Origin of the sequence: Brachybacterium subflavum (assembly GCF_009299795.1) — a bacterium.
GTDB classification, from domain to species: Bacteria; Actinomycetota; Actinomycetes; order Actinomycetales; family Dermabacteraceae; genus Brachybacterium; species Brachybacterium subflavum.
Map to the genome: position 1 here is coordinate 518,091 of NZ_VIGP01000002.1, position 16,107 is coordinate 534,197.

The 16,107-nt window shown below is 72.3% G+C and carries 16 protein-coding genes and 1 pseudogene; 9 read left to right on the plus strand and 8 right to left on the minus strand.

All coding sequences use genetic code 11. From position 1 onward, the window contains the following. Positions 1 to 97 precede the first annotated feature (97 nt). Positions 98 to 547, plus strand: a complete 450-nt coding sequence (locus FHG10_RS06125) for a PadR family transcriptional regulator (protein ID WP_152352420.1) — start codon at positions 98 to 100, stop codon at positions 545 to 547. After that, entirely contained in the window at positions 534 to 1,694 is a 1,161-nt protein-coding gene (locus FHG10_RS06130; protein WP_152352421.1) for a hypothetical protein, read from the plus strand. Before FHG10_RS06125 ends, FHG10_RS06130 begins: the two co-directional genes overlap by 14 nt. Positions 1,695 to 1,832: 138 nt before the next feature. Here the strand turns inward: FHG10_RS06130 and FHG10_RS06135 are convergent, their stop codons facing one another. Then, a complete protein-coding gene (locus FHG10_RS06135) occupies positions 1,833 to 2,714 on the minus strand; it encodes an aldo/keto reductase (RefSeq protein WP_152352422.1) in 882 nt (293 codons plus the stop codon). An 81-nt stretch (positions 2,715 to 2,795) separates the two neighbouring features. Between FHG10_RS06135 and FHG10_RS06140 the strand changes: the two genes are divergently transcribed. Next, the gene (locus FHG10_RS06140) at positions 2,796 to 3,107 is read left to right on the plus strand and encodes a putative quinol monooxygenase (protein WP_152352423.1); all 312 of its coding nucleotides are present in this window, start codon (positions 2,796 to 2,798) and stop codon (positions 3,105 to 3,107) included. Positions 3,108 to 3,147: 40 nt separating this feature from the next. On the opposite strand, the gene FHG10_RS06145 is transcribed toward FHG10_RS06140, so the two are convergent. After that, positions 3,148 to 4,284: an FUSC family protein gene (locus tag FHG10_RS06145; protein WP_227488069.1), complete on the minus strand. Its 1,137-nt coding sequence runs from the start codon at positions 4,282 to 4,284 to the stop codon at positions 3,148 to 3,150. A gap of 194 nt (positions 4,285 to 4,478) precedes the next feature. On the opposite strand from FHG10_RS06145, the gene FHG10_RS06150 reads away from it, so the two are divergent. The 4 genes from FHG10_RS06150 (at position 4,479) to FHG10_RS06165 (ending at position 7,432) form a co-directional block, all read left to right on the plus strand. Continuing rightward, positions 4,479 to 5,021 (plus strand): DUF1697 domain-containing protein, encoded by a 543-nt coding sequence (locus FHG10_RS06150; RefSeq protein ID WP_152352424.1) that lies wholly within the window; start codon positions 4,479 to 4,481, stop codon positions 5,019 to 5,021. A gap of 9 nt (positions 5,022 to 5,030) precedes the next feature. Further along, positions 5,031 to 5,927, plus strand: a complete 897-nt coding sequence (locus FHG10_RS06155; protein ID WP_152352425.1) for a phosphotransferase — start codon at positions 5,031 to 5,033, stop codon at positions 5,925 to 5,927. Then, a complete protein-coding gene (locus tag FHG10_RS06160) occupies positions 5,924 to 6,406 on the plus strand; it encodes a diadenosine tetraphosphate hydrolase (RefSeq protein ID WP_152352426.1) in 483 nt (160 codons plus the stop codon). Before FHG10_RS06155 ends, FHG10_RS06160 begins: the two co-directional genes overlap by 4 nt. A gap of 120 nt (positions 6,407 to 6,526) precedes the next feature. Beyond that, a complete protein-coding gene (locus tag FHG10_RS06165) occupies positions 6,527 to 7,432 on the plus strand; it encodes a GNAT family N-acetyltransferase (RefSeq protein ID WP_152352427.1) in 906 nt (301 codons plus the stop codon). On the opposite strand, the gene FHG10_RS06170 is transcribed toward FHG10_RS06165, so the two are convergent. Next, a complete protein-coding gene (locus tag FHG10_RS06170) occupies positions 7,423 to 8,070 on the minus strand; it encodes a TetR/AcrR family transcriptional regulator (RefSeq protein WP_152352428.1) in 648 nt (215 codons plus the stop codon). The genes FHG10_RS06165 and FHG10_RS06170 overlap by 10 nt on opposite strands. 510 nt (positions 8,071 to 8,580) lie before the next feature. Here FHG10_RS06170 and FHG10_RS06180 point away from each other — a divergent pair. Together FHG10_RS06180 and FHG10_RS06185 are read left to right on the plus strand one after the other, a co-directional pair. Further along, positions 8,581 to 8,976, plus strand: a pseudogene (locus FHG10_RS06180) (SRPBCC family protein); the annotation flags it as partial. Continuing rightward, positions 8,973 to 9,362: a hypothetical protein gene (locus FHG10_RS06185; RefSeq protein ID WP_152352431.1), complete on the plus strand. Its 390-nt coding sequence runs from the start codon at positions 8,973 to 8,975 to the stop codon at positions 9,360 to 9,362. The pseudogene FHG10_RS06180 and the gene FHG10_RS06185, both read left to right, overlap by 4 nt. Before the next feature lie 30 nt (positions 9,363 to 9,392). Here FHG10_RS06185 and FHG10_RS06190 read toward each other — a convergent pair whose 3' ends face one another. The 5 genes from FHG10_RS06190 to FHG10_RS06210 form a co-directional block, all read right to left on the minus strand. Next, positions 9,393 to 12,056: a family 78 glycoside hydrolase catalytic domain gene (locus tag FHG10_RS06190; protein ID WP_152352432.1), complete on the minus strand. Its 2,664-nt coding sequence runs from the start codon at positions 12,054 to 12,056 to the stop codon at positions 9,393 to 9,395. 122 nt (positions 12,057 to 12,178) lie between these two features. Continuing rightward, on the minus strand, positions 12,179 to 13,309 hold the full coding sequence (locus FHG10_RS06195; RefSeq protein ID WP_152352433.1) for a glycine betaine ABC transporter substrate-binding protein: 1,131 nt from the start codon (positions 13,307 to 13,309) through the stop codon (positions 12,179 to 12,181). A gap of 2 nt (positions 13,310 to 13,311) precedes the next feature. After that, positions 13,312 to 14,145, minus strand: a complete 834-nt coding sequence (locus FHG10_RS06200) for an ABC transporter permease (RefSeq protein ID WP_152352434.1) — start codon at positions 14,143 to 14,145, stop codon at positions 13,312 to 13,314. Beyond that, positions 14,138 to 15,430: an ABC transporter ATP-binding protein gene (locus tag FHG10_RS06205; protein WP_152352435.1), complete on the minus strand. Its 1,293-nt coding sequence runs from the start codon at positions 15,428 to 15,430 to the stop codon at positions 14,138 to 14,140. The genes FHG10_RS06200 and FHG10_RS06205 overlap by 8 nt, the downstream gene beginning before the upstream one ends. After that, positions 15,427 to 16,071 (minus strand): ABC transporter permease, encoded by a 645-nt coding sequence (locus FHG10_RS06210; protein WP_152352436.1) that lies wholly within the window; start codon positions 16,069 to 16,071, stop codon positions 15,427 to 15,429. Before FHG10_RS06210 ends, FHG10_RS06205 begins: the two co-directional genes overlap by 4 nt. Positions 16,072 to 16,107 lie beyond the last annotated feature (36 nt).

Here is a 16,107-nt window from a genome sequence, read left to right on the forward strand (position 1 = left end):
AGCGTCCCACCGGCCGACCGCGCGGCTACCCGGCCCTCCCCGCCCGAAAACGATCGGAGGACCCCGGGGGCCATAGATACATGCCATACTTAGCTCCATGCCCGACCTACCCACATCCGACACCGCGCAACCCCGATGGCCCGCCACCTGGGTGCGCGCGCTCCTCCCGCTCGCGATCCTGGTGAGCCTCGAGGAGCGTCCGCTCCACGGCTATGCGATCGCGCAGAGCGTCGGCGCGCTGGGATTCGGCATCCCCAAGGGCGGGTCGCTCTATCCGGCTCTCGCGCGGCTCGAGGAGGCCGGGACGATCCACGCCCAGTGGGTGCCCGGCCCCTCCGGTCCGGCGCGCCGCGAGTACACGCTCACCGCGTCCGGTCACGACCGTCTCGCCGCAGAGCGCTCCCAGCTCACGGCATTGACGGCCGCGCTGATCCCGGAGTCCACCCGCCGCACCCGGACGTCGGCCGATCCTGCGCCGCCCCGGACGATCGAGAGCCCCGCCCCGCACCCGAGCACGATCGGAGGTCCCGACGATGACGGCCGCTGACCACGACGGATCGCGCTCCCGCACCCCCGTGACCGAGCGCCCGACGGGCCCCGAGCTCGGCCGCGTGGTCCAGGCGTTCCGGTCCGCCCGAGGCGTCGACGCCGATGCGGACTGGGCAGAGCTCGCGTTCGTGCGCATGGTCTTCGAGGACGTGCGCATCGATGTCGCCGAGAAGCAGCTCGTGGACGCGGCCGCCACCGTGCGCGAGGCCCAGGAATCCCCCAAGACCCTTTTCGAAGCACCCTCCGAGTGGGCGGACCAGCAGGTGGAGGACCTGCGCGGGGCGGGGCTCGACGTCTTCGAGGACCCCCTGATCATGGGCCCGCGCGAGAGCGTGGTGGCCGCGCTGGGCATCGCCTCCGGGCTCAGCGCCCTGTTCTTCCTGAGCCAGCTCCTGGACCTGCTGTTCGGCGGCGACGGGCCGGCCGATCTCACGATCGGCTTCGCGCTCATGCCGCTGCTGCTGGCCGTGCTGATCGTCGTGCTGATCGGGGTCTTCAAGCGCGCCGTCGCCCGGTTCCGCTTCCCGGTCGTGATCGCGCTGTGCGCCGCGGTCGTCGTGCTGGGCGCCGGCGGCGCCGCGAGCATCCTCGTGCCGCTCGGGCAGGAGGGCACGGACATCCGTCTGGCATGGGGCTGGAGCATCCTGCTGGTGCCCGTGTATGCCGCCCTGGCCTGGATGGTCGCGAAGCTCTGGCGGGCGCCGGCCGACGGCTCAGCCGGCGAGGAGGCACTGACCCCGCAGCAGGTCCTCGACGCCGCGCATCTGGACGACGACGCCTGGACGAGCCGTGCCCGCGCCGCGCTGCGCCGCCGGGACGACCTCACCGATGCGCGCGTCGACACCGCGATCACCGAGGCGCACGCCCACGCCGCGGAGACCGGATCGACGCTGCTCGAGGAGTTCGGCACCCCGGAGGGGTACGCGCTGAAGATCCCGAAGGACCCCCGCACCGTCGCCCGCCGCATGACCGTCTTCTACGCCGTGCTCGCGCTGCTCTGGCTCGCTCTCGCGCTGGCGAACGCCGCCGATGCGAGGTGGGTGCTGAGCTGGGCCATCGCGGCGCCCGCACTGCTGGTCATCGTCTGCGGCGCCCAGGCCGTCGGGCATGCGAGAACCTGGCGCCGGTCCGTCCGCGGCGACTGAGCGCGCCCGGCCCGCGGCCTCGTCGGCCCCGCTGCGCTCGCCCGACGCCTCGAGGCCGACGGCGCGGCGACCGTGCACCGGTGAGCCCGCGACGGGTCCGGTGCACGGTCGGCCCGTCGGCCCGTCAACCGCTGAGGCTCACGCCTCCGGGATCGGCCTGCCGAACTGCTCGAGCGTCATCGAGGCCGGCTCGGGGCCTCCGCGCACACCCTTCTCGAGGGCGTCGATCCGTGTCAGCTCCTCGTCGGAGAGCTCCACGTCGAAAACATCGAAGTTCTCGGCGATGCGCGCGGGCCGCACCGACTTGGGGATCACCTGACGGCCCTCCTGGAGGTGCCAGCGCAGGATGATCTGGGCGGGCGTCTTCCCGTGACCCTGCGCGATCTCGGCGATGACGGGATCCTGCAGCGGGCTCGCGTGCTCGGTCGCGTAGTCGATGACGCCGCCGATCGGCGACCAGGCCTGGGCGAGGATCCCGCGCTCGGCGCCCTTCGCGATGACATCGCGCTGCTGGAAGTAGGGGTGCATCTCGATCTGGTTGACCGCGGGCGCCACGGTGGTGGCGTCGGCCAGGCGCTCGAGGTCCTCGACCATGAAGTTGCTGACGCCGATCGCACGGACCCTCCCATCGGCCAGGAGCTCCTCGAGCGCCGTATAGGCGCCGATCGTGCGGTCGAAGTCCGTGGTCAGCGGCTGGTGGAGGATCAGCAGGTCGAGGGTGTCCAGGCCGAGCTTCCCGGTCGCCTTCTCGAAGGCGTGCAGGGTCTCGTCGTGCCCGTAGTCGGAGATCCAGATCTTCGTCTCCACGAACACGTCGTCGCGTGCCAGGTCCGAGTCGGCGAGCGCCTCGCCCACGCCGCGCTCGTTGCCGTAGGCAGCAGCGGTGTCGATGTGCCGGTAGCCGGTCCGCAGCGCCTCGGCGACCACGGTCCGCGTCTCGTCCGGCGGGGTCTGGTAGACGCCGAAGCCCAGCGCGGGGATGACGACGCCGTTGTTCAGGGTGATGTCCGGAGTGCTCATGGGCCGACGCTATGCCTGCGACAGTTTCCGCGCCAGGTACCGTCAGGGACCCCCGTCTCGGCCAGTGCCTACCCTTGCCCCATGACCTTCGTGAACGCAGGCACTCTGGGCACCGTCGCCGGGGCGCGCGACGAGCTCGTCTCCCGACTGACGCAGTGCAACGACAGGCTCCGCGAGCTCGGCTGCCTCGCCTACGAGGTCGGCACGAACGACGAGGAGCCCGACACCGTGTTCGTCGTCGAGATCTGGGAGAGCGCTCGGGCGCACCGGGACTCGCTGACGGACCCGGAGGTCTCGGCGGCGATCACCGCGGCGCGGCCGCTGCTGAGCGGCACGTTCGGCGGTTTCCGCTTCGACGTGGCCGGGTCGCCGCTGCGCTCCGGCGGAGCCTGACGAGTCACCGGCGCTCGCGTCGCTCACTCCCCAGCGTCGCTCACTCCCCCGCACCGGACTCCGAATGCCCCGGCTCCCGCGCCTCGCGGGCGGTCGCGACGTCGTCGACGACGACCACGATGTGGCGCAGGCTCGTCAGCAGCGACCCGTAGAGGGGCCAGCTCGTGCTGCGCAGGCCCTCACGGCCCGTGAGCTCGTCGGCCAGGGCGTCGATCCTGTCCAGGATCGGGGCGACGTCCGCATCCGGGTCCGCGACGGACCTCCCGGTGTCGCCGACGAGATCGGCCCAGTCCTCCCGGAACTTCTGGTCCCACGGCCGCTCCGCGCTGCTCGCCTCGCGCAGGGTGCGGGCCATGTGCCGCAGATGGGAGATGCCCTCGTCGATCCTGGTGAGGATCTGCTCGTATCCGCTCCGTTCCTCGGGCGGGGCCTCCCCACCCCCTTTCGGCGAGCGCTGAGAGCGCAGGCGATTGCGCGGATTGGCGCGTCTGCTCTCGTGCGCCGATCGCACCGTCGACCACGCGGAGGCGAGGTCGCTGCTCATCGACTCGGTCTCCTCGAGCCATTCCTGAGCGCGATCGGTCTCCCACGAGGTGCGGAACTCGTCGGCCATCGAGAGGAGCACCTCGCCCATCCGACGGTTCACGCTGTCCACGTATCGCGCCGCCTGCCGGTCGCGCAGCGGCGGGATCAGCAGCAGGTTCACCACGATCCCCACCAGCGCGCCCAGCGCGACCTCGAGGATTCGATCGGTCAGCAGGCCCACGTCGCCCGCCGATCCGGCCCCGAGCACGAAGATCACGGTGGTCGCGATCGCGATGCCCTCCTCCCGGATCCATCGGATCCGGGCGAGGGCGAGCGCCACCAGGAGCGCGATCGCGAGGGTCCATACCGACGTCCCGAGCGTCATGCCCACCACGAAGGACAGCGCCACTCCGAGCCATGACGCCACCGTGGACTGCGCGCCCCGCCGGAAGGACTCGAAGACCGTCGGATACACCGTGAGCAGCGCGACCCAGGGCGCGAGGAACGGCATCGTCGAATGCAGGACCGCCGAGGCCAGCCACCAGGCGAACGCGGCCGCGAGCACGGACTTCACGATCTGGAGGAGATCGGTGACGGTCTCGGGGCGCAGACCCCGAGCGCGAGGCATCTCGCGCGGTCGGAACGGGTGCATCCCGGACACGCTACGCATCCGGGCGCGCCCATGCGAGGACTCCTGGTCACGCACTCCGCCCATCCCGCACCGCCCACCGCAGCGCAGACGTCCGCGCCGGGCCCGTGCAGGGGTTCGACCCGTTGTCCGTCGCCCGCGGGGGCGGCTGCCGTGGGAAGCTTGCGTGCACCCGACGACGCGCGAGGAGTTCGACGATGAGCAGCTATGCAGTCCTGCTGCGCGCCGTCAACGTGGGCGGCACCGGGAAGCTGCCGATGGCGGAGCTGCGGGAGATGTGCACCGCTCTCGGCTTCGCCGACGTGCGCACCTATATCGCCAGCGGCAACGTCGTGCTGCGCTCGGAGGATGCGGCCGATGCGGTGCGCGGCGCGCTCGAGGCCCGGCTCGAGCAGTACGCGGGACGCCCCGTACCGGTGATCGTGCGCACCACCGAGCAGATGCGCGCGGTGCTCGCGGCGAACCCGTTCCCCGACGCTCCCGGGAACCGTGCGATGGTGATCTTCCTGGACGCGCCTCCCCCGGCCGACGCCCTCGAGGGGGCGCGCAGCGCGGCCGACGAGCAGATGGCGCTCGGCGCGCAGGAGATCTACGTGCACTATCCCTCCGGCATGGGCACGTCCCGACTGCGGATCCCCGCCGCCGAGCACGGCACCGCGCGGAACATCAACACAGTGACGAAGCTCGTGGCGATGCTCGACGAGTTCGACGAGCGCGCCGGCCTCGACGAGCAGGCCTAGGCGCGCACCATGGATCCTTCCCGCCTCTCCCGCGCGGTCACCGCTGCGATCGAGATCGCCCGCGCGCAGGGACTCGATGCCCTCGAGGCACGGGTCCTCAGCAATTCGAACAAGGCGGTGCTCCTCCTGCTGCCGAGCGCGGTCGTGGCTCGCGTCGGCCCGGCGGACCAGCCAGTCGCGGCGTACGAGCTGGATCTCGCGGTGCGTCTGGCAGACGCGGGTGCTCCTGTGGTCGCCCCGGATCCGCGCATGGAGCCGGTCGCCCGTCTGCGCGACGGCCTCGAGGTCTCCCTGTGGAGCTGGGTGGATCCTGCCGGCAGTCCCGATCGAGCGCCGACGGCTCCCGCCGCCCTCGCCGAGGCCCTCGCGCACCTGCACGCGGCGATGCGAAGCATCGACGTCCCGGTGCCGCGCTTCGCCGATCGCGTCCGCAGCGCGCTCGATCTTCTCGACGACCCCGAGCGCTCCCCACGGCTCCGCCCTCCGGATCGGGAGCTGCTGCGCTGGACGCTCGTGGAGCTGCGCGACGCCGTGAGGTCCACGGGCCGCGAGCAGCTCCTGCACGGCGAGCCGCACCCGGGCAACATCCTCGATGCGCCACGCGGTCCGCTGTTCATCGATCTCGAGACATGCTGCCGAGGACCGGTCGAGTTCGACCTCGCGCATCTCCCGCTCGAGGCGGCCGAGCACTATCGGTCAGCGGCGAGCACCGATCACGGCGGCCCCGCGTTGCCCGACGCGGCTCTGCTCTCCCAGTGCCGACGGCTCACGCTGGCCCTCGCCACGACCTGGCGGTTCGACGTCGAGGACGCGTTCCCCGACGGCGCACGCGTCGGCGAGGAATGGCTCGCCGGGCTGCGGACGGCGGCAGGCTCGGGCACCTACGAGGAGAGGCAGAACCGTTGAGTACCGAGAGCGCGAGTGACTGGCGGACCGACCGCGTGGGCGCTGCATTGCGCGGCACGAATCCCACCGTCCTCACCCGCATGCCCGGAGGTTTCGCAGCCATCGGGGACGTGCAGTTCCTCCCCGGCTATTGCGTGCTGATCACCGATCGACCCGGCGTGGACCGCCTGTCACTGCTGCCGCGTGACGAGCGAGCAGCGTTCCTGACCAGCATGGACATCCTCGGAGAGGCTGTCGAGACGGTGTGCTCCGGGCGCGATGCCGCGTTCCGCCGCGTGAACCTCGAGATCCTCGGCAATACCGACGCGTTCCTGCACGCGCATGTGTGGCCGCGGTTCGACTGGGAGGGTGAGGAACTCGCGCGGATGCCTGTGTGGGCCCACCCGCGCGCACGCTGGTCGGATCCCGCCACCGCGCTCTCTCCCGAGCACGACGAGCTCCGTGACGAGATCACCGCGGCGATCGACGCGGCCCACTGACCTGCCAGCTGACGCCCACCACGACCGAGACGGCGCGGGCCCGACCGATCGTCTGTTCGTCATCGGCCTCCCCCGAATAACCGGATGCCGCCTCCGTCCTGCGGATGAGAACCTCGGACCATGCACGCCACTGGCTCCCCCGAAGACCACGATGCGGCTCTGCGCCTCATCGTCGAGATGCAGCGCAGCGCGGCGACGGCGTGCGCGTATCTCGGCCGCGACGAGGCGGGGGTCCGCGAGGATCTCGAGAACCTCGACCAGGACTGGCACGAGACGCTGCGCGTGAGCCGGGGCCCCGATGGACGGGTCGACGGGGCCGTCCTCATCGAGTGGGACACGGAGCTGGATCGCTCGTGGGTCCACGGACCGTGGACGCGGCAGGGGCGATGGGAGCAGCAGGCTCCCGGACTGCTGGACTCCGTGATCGCCCAGGCCCCCGTCACCCGTCACGAGATGTACGCCGCGGTGGAGAACGTGCAGATGGCGTGGCTCGCCGAGCGCTGCGGATGGTCTGCCGGCGAGGCGAACTTCGAGTACACGGCGTCGCTCGACGGTGGCCCGTCGGCTCTGCGCACCGCGCACGATGCCGTCCGAGCAGCGCGGCCCGAGGATCTCCCGCGCCTCGCCGAGCTCCACGAGGCGGAGTTCCCCGGCACCTATGCGTCCACGTCGGACCTCCTCGAGCACGGCGGCTCGTACTCGACGTTCGTGCACGCCGAAGGCGGACGCGTTCTCGGATACCTCAGCGGTCAGATGCAGGGGACCGACACCCTGTACGTCGACTTCCTCGCGGTTGCCCCCGAGGCCCGACGGCGCGGCGTCGCCCGCGGCCTGTTGGATGCGGCGGCGCTTCGCATGGGTGCGCGCACGATCACGCTGACCGTCGACGAGCACCGTCCGGACGCGCAACGCGCCTACGAGGCTCTCGGGTTCTCACGCACCGCGGCGACCCGTCCGTACCGACGAGGCGGCCCGGCTGATCGGGCCGAGGCTGCTCCCGCCGGCGGTGACGCGCCTCAGACGTAGGCCATCCTCGCGACGAGGCGGGAGTCGATGTCGGGCGGCCAGGTGAAGGCGGTCGAGACGATCCTCTGGTGCGCGAGCCCGTGCATCGCGACCCACAGCGCGATCGCATCGGCCTCCGGATCCGTGCTCTGCGAGCTGCCGTCGGCGACGCATGCCGCCAGGAGCGCCTGGAGCAGCTCGAGCGTCGCGATGCCCAGGGCGGCCACCTCGTCGCGCGGGACGGCGTCATCGGCCATGTCCTGCGCCGCGTTCCAGACTCCGCCGTACATGACGAGGTACCGGTGGGGACGCACGCGGGCGAAGTCGAGGTAGGCCTCGCAGAGTGCCAGGAGCCGGTCACGGCTGGCCGATCCCGCCTCCTCGACGACCCGGCGCAGCTCGGCGTCGATCTCGGCGAAGGCGCGGGTCAGTGCGGCGAGCAGGATCTGCTGGCGGTTCTCGAAGTGCCCGTAGATCGACGGGGCGGAGATGCCGACCCGGCGGGCGACGGCCCGCAGCGTCACCGCGCCCGCATCACCCGTCTCGTCGAGCAGCGCGAGCGCCGCATCGCTGATCTCGCCCTTGAGGCGCTCCCCCTCGCCGCGCGGATTGCGCCTGCGTGCGGGCGGCGCACCCCCATCGTTCGTCGACGTGCTCATACCCTGACCTTACATGCGTTCACCGAAGATGTCGGAGGGTCTTGCGCTCGTCGTGTAAACGGCCGTAAGGTTACGACCGTTCGGCCACATTCGCCTCGCCGGCTCCCTTCGAGCCGACCACCGTGGACAGAGGAAACGCCATGACCATCACCCGACGCCCCCTCCGCCTCAGCCTCGTCGCCGCTGCCGCCACGACCCTGTTCGCCGTCGCCACCGCGTGCGGCTCCCCCTCGCCCGACGCTCGTCCGGCCGCCGACGAGGCCGACAGCTCCGCCGCCGAGGCCTCGGACGCCTCGGACGGCTCGGACAGCTCGGACGGCTCCGACGCCTCTGATGCCGGCGGATCGACCGGAGCCCCCGCCGACGTCACCACGAGCACCGCCGGCGAGGCCACGTGCGGGGGCGAGGGCATCGACACCTCCGCCTCGGTGACGAGCGCGCACGACCTCCTCGTCGACGCCCCCCGCCGACACCGTCTGGAAGACCCTCACCGACGTCGAGACGTGGTCCGACTGGCAGAGCGCCGTCACCAGCATCGAGCGTCTGGACTCCGGTCCGCTCGCGAAGGGCTCGCAGTTCCGCTGGACGACGCCGGTGCCGGAATCCGACATCTCCGCCGCGGACACCCTGCACATCACCTCCACCGTGCGGCAGATCGACCCCGGTCACTGCGTGCTCTGGGAGGGCCCGGCCGTCGGCGACACGCTCACGATCGACAAGGGCACCCATCTCTGGACGGTCACGGAGACCGACGGCGGGACGCTCGTGCACACCGAGGAGTCGTGGGACGCCGAGGTGCTGGACTCCCTCGAGGGAGAGGATGCCCAGGCCGCCGCGCAGATGCTCGGCGGGGGGCTCGTCAGCTGGCTCGACGACCTGCGCACCACGGCGGAGGCGGCACGATGAACCGCACCGGCCGCGCCCTCCCCCGCACCGCCCTCATCTCCGCCGCCGCCAGCGCGCTGCTCGTGGCCGGAGGGTTCGCGATGATCGCGGTGCTCCCCGTCGCCCTCACTGCGCTGAGCGTCCTGCTCGATGCCCGGCTGCGCCCGCTGCGCCTCTGGACCGGCCTGCTCGTCGTCGCCTACGGCTCGGGGCTGGCACTGCACCTGGTCGGCCCGGATCCGGCCCCGAGCCTGACCAAGGACCTGCATCCGCTGCACGCCGCCGTGATCGTCCTCGCGGCCCTCGCCGTGGTGGTCCGCGCACTCCTGATGCGTCGGGAGGCACGACGTGCGGCTCGCGCCGATGCGCCCGAGGACACGGACGCGGACACGCACAGGGACGCGTGAGGGCGCGACCCCACGCTCCTCGCGCGCCGCTCAGGCTTCCCAGCGCACCTGCACGTCCCCCGCGGTGACGCCGTCGAGGACGATCTCGTCCTCGCTCGCACCGAGCGCCCACTCCCCCGGCGCCTCGATGCGCGGGTGGCTGTGGATCCAGAGCTCCGCACGCTCCAGGACGAGCTCGGCGCGGGTGTTCGGCGGCACGCGCACGTCGAGCCGACCGGCCTCACGATCCAGGTCGACGTCGACGGGCCCGCGGATCGTCGGCACGACCCCGCGGATCCGTGCCAGTGGGCCGGGATGCGGGGCGATGCGCACCCGCGCGGCTCCCGGCTCGATCACCCGGACGCCGAGGACCCAGCGCGCGATGACGTTCACCGGCGAGGTCCCCCAGGCGTGCGAGAAGGACATGTTGGGCTTCTGCGACGGGTCCCAGGCCTCGGGGACGATGCTCGCGCCCAGGTGGTCGATCTGGTGCAGCCAGCTCTCGGTGGTCCGTGCCGTCATCAGTGCGATCGCCTCGCGGGAGCGTCCGGCGGCGAACAGGGCGTCCAGCAGGAACTGCGCCCCGTAGACGCTCATGCGCATGCCGCCGGAGGCGAGGAACGCACCGAGGGCGGGCAGCTGCGCGGCCGGTGCGAGGCCGAGGGCGACGGGGATCGCGGTCGCGTGCTGGGAACGGTGCTCGCTGCCCTCCCCGTCGACATAGGCGGGGCCGTCTGCGAGCATCCGGTCGTTCAGCGCGGTGGTCGCAGCGGCGGCCGATTCGGCATAGCTCTGCGCGACGCGCGCGTCCCCAGTCGCCTCCCCGATCCGGGCGAGGGCGCGGAAGGCCGCGGCCTGGAAGGCGTTGAGCACCGTGTTGACCTCGGTGAACTCGAAGCCGTCGCGCGAGGTCGCGGGCCAGTCGACGAGATCGGCATCCCATTCGCTCGCGCTGCCCGGGTCCTTGCGGACCAGACCGCCGTCGAGGAGGTGCTGGTAGCCGCCCTGCTCGAGGAAGTGGAGGTCCTCGCGCAGGCGCCGGTCATCGCCCGTGGCGAGATAGTCCTCCCAGGCCATGAGCGGCGGCATCAGGTGGTACTCGGCCGGCCAGGTGGGGCGGCGGGCGAGGAAGGCCAGCGAGGCGCGGGCGAGCGCGAACGACGGCTCGACGGCGTACTGGGAGCGCTGGTTGACCAGGGCGTCCCCCTCGTAGGGGAGGCGCTCGCGGGACTGGGTGTCCACGTACAGGTCCTGGCTGGTCGCCTCGATCGAGTACCGGCACATCTCCCACACCCGGTCCAGGTCCGGGTCCGACGAGGTGAAGGCTCCGCCGCCCACGGCGGGCGATCGCAGCACCACCGGGCGCAGGGCGCGGGAGAGGTCGAGGCCGGAGCCGGCGTCGGCCTCGAGCTCGACGTGGCGGAAGGCGCGCATCCCCCAGTGCTCGATGGTCTGCGGGCCGTCGCGCAGGGTCCATGTCTCCTCGTACACGTTGCTCGTGCGCAGTCGGGAGCGCACCGTGCCGTCGGCCTCGAGCTCCTCGCCGAGCCGCACCCGGATCCGCGTGCCCGCGCGGCCGACCACCTCGAGGCGGATCCCACCGACGATCTCGCGGCCGAGGTCCGCCCGCCAGATCTCGCCGCCGCCCGCCCGTGCCGACGCGCCGGTCGGGGATCCGGCCGGCGCGGCTCCGGCGGGCGCGGGCCCCTTCACCCGGTGGGAGCGCACGGTCTCGCCCAGGTGGTGGCGGATGCTCACGGTCGTCGGCGTCGGCGGCGGCAGCTCGACCTCGCTGCGCAGGGCCATGTCCCACCCGGAGTCGTCGAAGCCGGGGCTCTGCCAGCCGCGGGGCTCGTGCCGCGCGTCCCAGTCCTCGCGCGGGGCCCGGAACCAGCCGCCGCCGATGTCGCCGAGCCCCGGCAGCATCATCGCCCCGCTGAACGCCCGCCAGCGCGTGGAGGTCGGCACCTCGAGGCGGGTGCCGTCGGCCAGGACGACCACCACGCGGGCGCTGAACGCCCGCCCCTGCTCCGCCCAGCACAGGGCCGCGAGGGCGTTGCGGCCGGGCCGCAGCACGCCGGTGAGGTCGTGCGTGTGGTACATCGCCTCCTCGAAGCCCGAGCGCACGCTGCCGTAGCCCACGACCTGCGCATTCGCCCACAGCTTGTACACGTGCTGGCGGCCTCCGCGGGGACCGTGGGGCGTCGGACCGCCCTCCGGGGACAGGCCCGCGGCCTCGACGAAGGCGGCGCGGACGGGCTGTGCGGGCAGGTCGAACTCGGTGCGCAGCAGCACCCACGGGATGTCCTCCGCGGTCCACTCGTCCATCGCCACCGGACCCCAGATGGCGTCACCGCCCCAGGCGTCCGCCGCGGTGACGAAGCACTGGGCGCTCGACCAGTCGCCGGGGGCGTCGGTGTCCACGGCGACCCGCCACCAGTACGGGGTGGAGGCATCGAGGTCGGGTCCCTCGTAGGGCACGGCCACCGAGCTCTCCGAGGTCACCCAGCCGGTGTCCCAGAGCGGGATGCCGAAGCCGCGCGGCGAGCGGGCGACCTGGATGCGGTGCAGCCTCTGCATGGAGTCACCGAGCTGCGGGACCACCCAGGAGAAGCGGGCACCGCGCACGGGGATGCCGACGGGCAGGTGCTGGAGGTCGACCCGCAGCTCCTCCGGACGCGGTCTGGCGCGGGAGGACAGGTGACGAGGTGACATGCCGGGAGGACCTCCGCGCGTGGAGTCGGACGCGACCGTCCGATCCTATCGAGCCGAGGCGCCCGTCGGCGGGCCGACGGGCCGACGGGTCCGCGGGCCGACGGGTCCGCGGCGGGAGCGGCCTACGGCCGGGACACGAGCCCCTGCTCGACCATGAAGTCGAAGGCGACGTCCGCCGGCAGCTCGCCTCCCTCGTCGACCCGCAGGTTCAGCGAGCGCAGGGCGTCGTCGGTGAGCTCGGGCGTCACCGCCTCGTAGACGTCCTCCAGCTGAGGGTGCTTCTTCAGCGTCTCGGTGCGCAGCACCGGGGCCACGTTGTAGGCGGGGAAGTAGTGGCGGTCGTCCTCGAGGATCGTCAGGTCCAGGCTCTGGATGCGGCCGTCGGTCGTGAAGACCTCGCCGAAGTTGCAGCTGCCCCGGTCGGTCGCGGTGTACACGGCGCCGGTGTCGTAGAGGCTGATGTTGCCGGCAGGGACGCCGTCGTCCTTCCCGCGCGGGATGTCGTAGGCCTTCAGCAGCGGCACGAGGCCGTCCGCCCGGGAGTTGAACTCCGACTCCACGCAGATGGTCCGGTCCTCCACGGGGAGGTCCTCGAGCTGGCTGAGCTTGGTGATGCCGCCCAGCTCCTCGACGGCCTCGCTGCGCACCGCGAGGGCGTAGGTGTTGTTCAGCGGCGCGGGAGGCAGCCAGGTGAGCCCGTTGTCCAGATCCGCGTCGTGCACGGCCTGCCACTGCTTCTTCTTGTCGGGGATGCCCTTGGTCTCCCCCAGGTAGGTCAGCCACGCGGTGCCCGTGTACTCCCAGGTCATGTCGGCCCCGCCGTTGGTCATCAGCTCGCGCACGGGGACGCTGCCGGGGACGTTCGTGAGGTCGTCGACCTCGAAGCCGGCGGCGCGGGCGGCGATCACGCCGATCTTGCCGAGGATCAGCTGCTCGGTGAAGTTCTTGCCGGTGACGGTGATGCGCGCGCCCTGGGGCAGATCGTCGATGCGCTTGATCTTCCCGGGGGCGACGTCCGGCGTGTAGGCGGTCGCGGGGCGCAGCCCGCAGCCGGCGAGCGGCAGCAGACCGAGCGCCGCGAGGACCCCCAGCCGTCGGCGGCTGACGCGGCGACTGCCGAGGGAGCCGCCGCCGCGGGCGGAACCGGCGTGGGAGGGGCCGTCGGGAAGATCCGCGGACCCGAGGGCCGGTCGGTCGACCGGCCGGTGGCCGGGCCGGTGGCCGGGTCGGCCGGTGGGCGTGGTCTCGTGCATGCTCACAGTCCCTTCGGTCGGGCGACGTGCTCGACGACGCGGCCGGCCCAGTCCACGATCAGCGCGAGCACCGCGACCAGCAGCGCGCCGGAGATCAGGACCTTGAACAGGTACAGGTTGATGCCGGTCGTGATCAGCAGGCCCAGTCCGCCGCCGTTGACGAAGGCGGCGAGCGAGGCCGTGCCCACGAGCAGGACGAGCGCCGTGCGCACGCCCGAGAGCATGACCGGCACCGCGAGCGGCAGCTCGACGCGCAGGAGCACGGAGAAGGCGGTCATGCCCATCCCGCGCCCCGCCTCGACCAGGCGCTGGTCGACGCCGCGCACGCCGATCATGGTGTTCCGCAGCACCGGCAGGATCGCGTAGAGCACCAGGGCGATGATCGAGGCCTGGAACCCGTTGGGCACGAAGGCGGCGAGCAGGACGATGAGGCCGACGGCCGGCGCGGCCTGTCCGAAGTTCGCCACGGCCAGCACGGGCTCGGCGATCTTCCGGAAGGGACCGCGGGTCAGCAGGATCCCCAGCGGCACGCCGATCACGAGCACGATCACGGTCGCCACCAGGGTGAGAGCGAGGTGCTGGCCGGTGAGCTCGAGGATCGTCGAGGGGTTCAGGGTGTTGCGCTCGGTCGCGCTCAGCGGCGCGAGCAGCAGCCATGCGCCGTAGACCACGAGGATCGCGAGCAGCACCAGGATCTGCACGATGAGAGGGCGCCACGGGCGCGCAGCGGGCGCCCGGCGCGCGCCGGGCGCCTCGGTCGTCGGCTCGGTCTCGGCGCCGGTCGCTGCATCGTCCGTCGCCGGGGCGGCGGTGTCGGTCGCTGTGCGCTCAGTCATCGCGGGCCGATCCCTGCGGGGCGGTGACGGCCGCGCCCTCGTCGTCGATGACGACGTCGACGGCGCCCGTGTTGGTGCCCACCGGGGCCTCGCTCGAGCGCTCGGCGGCGCTCTGACGAGCCATGGTGATCGCGTCCATGATCGTCTCCACGTCCACGACCCCCTCGAAGACGCCGCCGCGGCCCGTGACCAGGGTGGCGCCGGCGCTCGAGACGAGCATCGTGTCCAGGGCATCGTTGAGGGTCGCGCCCGAGCCGACGACGGGCAGCGCCGGGTCGAGCTCGGTGGGCAGGCGCGTCATGCGGGAGAGGTCGCGGCGCGAGGGCCAGGCCAGGGGGCGTCCGCGTTCGTCGACCACGACCGCGTGGTTGTGGCCCGCCTCCTCGGCGCGGCGCAGGGCCTCGGCGGCGTTGCCGCCGGCGTGCGCGACGACCGCGTCGGCCGCCTCGACCTCGCGCACGCGGCGCAGGCCCAGCTGCTTGAGGGCGGCGCCCGAGCCGATGAAGTTCTCGACGAACTCGTCGGCCGGCTCGGCGAGGATCCGCTCGGGGGTGTCGTACTGGACGATCTGCGCGCCCTCACGGAAGACCACGATCCAGTCGCCGAGCTTCACGGCCTCGTCGAAGTCGTGGGTGACGATGACCATCGTCTTGCGCACTTCCTGCTGGATGCGGATCAGCTCGTCCTGCAGGCGCTGGCGGGTGATCGGGTCGACGGCCCCGAAGGGCTCGTCCATCAGCAGCACGGGCGGGTCGGCGGCGAGCGCCCGGGCGACGCCCACGCGCTGCTGCTGTCCGCCGGAGAGCTCCTTGGGGAAGCGCGAGCGGTAGACGTCCGGATCGAGGCCGACGAGCTCGAGCAGCTCCTCGACGCGCTCGGCGATGCGGGCCTTGTCCCAGCCCAGCATCTTGGGCACGAGCGCGATGTTCTGGGCGACGGTCATGTGCGGGAACAGGCCGCCGGCCTGGATGACGTAGCCGATGCGGCGGCGCAGCTCGTCGCCGTTGATCGTGGTGACGTCCTCGCCGCCCAGCACGATGCGCCCCTCGGTGGGCTCGATGAGGCGGTTGATCATCTTCAGCGTGGTCGTCTTGCCGCAGCCGGAGGGGCCGACGAGCATGACGACCTGGCCCTCGGGGATCTCGAGGGTGACGCCGTCGACGGCCGGGCGCTCCTGCCCGGGGTACCGCTTGGTGACGGCGTCCAGGAAGATCGAGCGGCCCGAGGCCTCGCCGGAGGCGGAGTCCGCGGCGGTGGTCTGGGTGCGGGGGTCTGAGTCGGTCACCGGATGCCCTTCGAGGTCGTGAGCCTGCCGAGGCCCAGCAGCAGGAGGTCGAGGATGAGGGCCAGGAGGATGACGCCGACGGTGCCGGTCACCACCGATTCGATCGCCCCGGCGCCGCCGAGGCGCGAGAGGCCCTGGAAGATGAAGCCGCCGAGTCCCGGGCCGAGCACGTAGGCGGCGACCGCCGCGACGCCCATGACCATCTGGGCGGAGACGCGCACTCCGCTGAGGATCACGGGCCAGGCCAGCGGCAGCTCGATGCGGAAGAAGATGCCCAGGCGGCTCATGCCCAGGCCGCGCGCCGATTCGACGAGCGCCGGATCCACCCCGGCGAGACCCACGATGGCATTGCGCAGGATGGGCAGGGCCGCGAAGAAGACGACCACGATGACGGCGGGCTTCACCCCGAAGCCGAAGGGCGCGACCATCAGGCCGATGAGGGCGAAGGACGGGATGGTGAGCCCCACGGCGCTCACGGCGTTGGCGGCGGCGCGGCCGAGCTCCGATCGGTGGACGAACGCGGCGATCGCGACCGCGAGGACCGTCGCGAGCACGACGGACTGGGCGACGAGGCTGAAGTGCTGGGCGGCGGCGAACAGGATCTCGCTCGAGCGGGAGCTGAGGAATTCGCCGAAGTCCACGGAATCGCCTGCGCTCTCGTCGGGGGTCGGGGTCGA